This window comes from Actinophytocola sp., assembly GCF_045807065.1.
GTDB lineage: Bacteria > Actinomycetota > Actinomycetes > Mycobacteriales > Pseudonocardiaceae > Actinophytocola.
The window spans coordinates 1-2,969 of sequence record NZ_JBJMIE010000439.1; the positions used below are offsets into that span (position 1 = coordinate 1).

Here is a 2,969-nt window from a genome sequence, read left to right on the forward strand (position 1 = left end):
GCGGATCGGTGCTCGCCGGTGAGCTGCGCTGGTGGCTGGAGCGGCTGCCGAACCCACCGCCCGAGCTGCCCCTGCCGGTCACCGCCGCCCGCCCGCCGGTCGCCGGTTTCGCCGGCGCCGCCGTGCCGTTCACGCTCGGCGGCGCGGAAACCGGGGCGCTGCGGGAGATCGCGCGCCGGCACCGCACCACCCTTTTCACGGTCCTGCTCGCCGGGTGCCACGCGCTGCTGTCGAGGGTCTGCGGCGTCACCGACGTGCTCGTCGGCACGCCGACCACCGGCCGGACCCGGCCCGAGGTGGCCGGACTGGTCGGCTTCTTCGTCAACACCGTCGTGATGCGCGGCGACTGCGCCGGCGACCCGGACTTCGCCACCCTGCTCGACCGCACCCGCGACTGGGCCCTCGCCGCGTACGCCCACCAGGACGTGCCCTTCGAGCGGCTGGTCAAGGCGCTCGTCCCGGACCGGGACCTGAGCAGGCCCCCGCTCGCCCAGGTACTCGTCCAGCTCGAACCCGACGACCCGGTGCCGCACCTGACCGGCGTGCGCGCCACCCGGCTGACCAACGTCGAGGGCGGGATCCGGGCGGACCTGGAGATCCACTTCCACGACGGCCCGGACGGCGTCACCGGCGAGTTCGTCTACGCGACGGACCTGTTCGACGCCGACGCCGCCCGCCCGCTGGCCGACGCGCTGGTACGCGTGCTGCGCCGGACCGCGGCGGAACCGAGTCGTCGGCTGTCCGAGCTGGACGACCTGGTACCCACGGGAGGCACCCGATGAACCAGCAGGTCAGGCACCTCATCTCGCTGGACGACCTGTCCGACGCGGACCTCTTCGCCATCGTGCGCCGCGGTGCGGAGATCACCACCGGGGTGGACCCCGGCCTGCCGCTGCGGGGTTCGGTGGTCGGCATCCACTTCCGCAAGACCTCGACCAGGACCAGGACCGCGTTCTCCGTCGGTGCCCTGCGGCTGGGCGCGCAGATCGTCTCGTTCGGCCCGGACGACCTGCAGACCAACACCGGCGAGACACTGGAGGACACCGGGCGGGTGCTGTCCGGGATGCTCGACCTGCTGGTCGCGCGCACCACCGAGAGCCCGGCCGAGCTGCGGTCCTACGCCGGCCACCAGCGGATGTCGGTGATCAACGCGATGACCGCCGACGAGCACCCGACCCAGGCGATCGCCGACCTCACCACCATGCTGCTGCACTTCGGCAGGCTGGCGGACCTGCGGGTGCTCTACGTCGGCGACGGTGGCTGCAACACCGCCGCCGCGCTGGTCCGCGGCCTGACGCGGTTTCCCGGGCTGCGGCTGGAACTGCGCACCCCGCCGGGCTACGGTCTGCCCGACGAGGTCAGGCAGACCGGCGAGCGGCTCGCCGCGCGGTCCGGTGGCGCACTGGTCGAACGGCACGACATGGCCGGGCTCCCCGACGGCGTCGACGTGATCTACACGGCCCGCTGGCAGACCACCGGCACCACCAAGCAGGATCCGAACTGGCGGGCGGTGTTCGCGCCGTTCCAGGTCGGCGCCGAACTGTGGCGCCACAACCCCGAAGCCGTGTTCATGCACGACCTGCCCGCCCACCGCGGGGAGGAGGTCGCCGCAGAGGTGCTCGACGGGCCGATGAGCATCGCGTTCGAGCAGGCGGTCAACAAGATGTACAGCGCGATGGCGGTCCTGGAATGGTGCCACGGCGTGGACGCCCGACCATCCGGGCAACTCGCCGGCGCCCGGCCCGCACACCGCTGATCATCCGCGCCCGAGACGGAAAAACGAGACTGGGGGACCATTCGATGAACTCCGGATCACCGGTGCGCGGCATTCCGCGCCCGCTGGTCGACACCACGCTGCTGTCGAACGCGCCGGGGGCGCGGGACGTCGGCGCGGCGCACCGGCTGTACGAGCACCTGATCTCGCTGTGGGCGCCGGGCGTCATCGAGGCCGCGCACGACCTCGGCGTGTTCGAGCGACTCGCGGACGGACCGACCACCAGCGCCCGGCTGGCCGCCGACCTCGGCACCGACGGGCAGGCCACGCGCGTGTTGCTCGACGCGTTGGCCGCGTACGACATCGTGCGTCGCGGCCCCGGCGAGAACGGCGCCGTGGCGTACACGCTGCCCGACGAGCTGCGTGAGTGCCTGCTCCCGGACGGGTTGTTCAGCCTGACCGGCAAGATGAGCTACGACCGGCAGCTGGCATGGGACGCGTGGCGCAATCTGGCCGACGCGGTCCGCGGCGGCGCGGTCGGCGCGGACGGATCCCGGTCGGCCAACGGGATCTCCGAGCCGCACTACCGGAACCTGGTGCGCGGCCTGAACTTCTGGGCGCCGCCGATCGTCGACGTGCTCAGCACGGCGTTGCTCGACCTGGGTTGGTCCCCCGACCGCCGGGCCACCATGGTGGACGTCGGCTGCGGCACCGGGATCTACAGCCACCTGCTGCTCGACCGGTTCCCCGAGCTGACCGCGGTGGGGCTGGACGTGTCGGGCATCGTGCCGCTCGCGCGGCGGCAGAGCGAACGGCTGGACGTGGCCGGCCGGTTCGACGCCAGGGTGCTGGACTTCTGGAACGAGGACTGGGGCGAGGGGTTCGACCTGGTGCTGTTCGTCAACATCTTCCACCTGCAGACCCCGGGTTCGGCGCAGGAGCTGCTGCGCCGAGCGACGAAGGCGCTCGCCGACGACGGTGTGGTCGCCGTCGTGGACCAGGTCGTGACCTCCGGTGCCAGCCAGCCGTCCATCCAGGACAGGTTCGCGTGGCTGTTCGCCGCGTCGATGTTGGCCACCGGCGGCGGGGACGCCTACACCGCGGAGAACTACGACGAGTGGCTGGACAACGTGGGGCTGCGCCGGGTGGCCATGCTGGACACGCCGATGCACCGGGTACTGCTCGGCGGATGGCTCTGACCGGGGCCGCGCGCGGCGCCCGGGAGCGGCGCGGCTCACCCGCGCCGCTCCCGGAC

Annotated in this window: 3 protein-coding genes; all 3 read left to right on the forward strand. The window is 72.7% G+C overall.

Annotation, left to right across the window (positions count from 1 at the left end):
- The coding region (locus ACJ73U_RS25820; protein WP_407780295.1) for a condensation domain-containing protein at nt 1–782 on the forward strand (782 nt) is incomplete at its 5' end.
- A complete protein-coding gene (locus ACJ73U_RS25825; RefSeq protein WP_407780296.1) occupies nt 779–1,756 on the forward strand; it encodes an ornithine carbamoyltransferase in 978 nt (325 codons plus the stop codon). The genes ACJ73U_RS25820 and ACJ73U_RS25825, both read left to right, overlap by 4 nt.
- Before the next feature lie 44 nt (nt 1,757–1,800).
- Nucleotides 1,801–2,913 (forward strand): class I SAM-dependent methyltransferase, encoded by a 1,113-nt coding sequence (locus ACJ73U_RS25830; RefSeq protein WP_407780297.1) that lies wholly within the window; start codon nt 1,801–1,803, stop codon nt 2,911–2,913.
- Nucleotides 2,914–2,969: the final 56 nt, after the last annotated feature.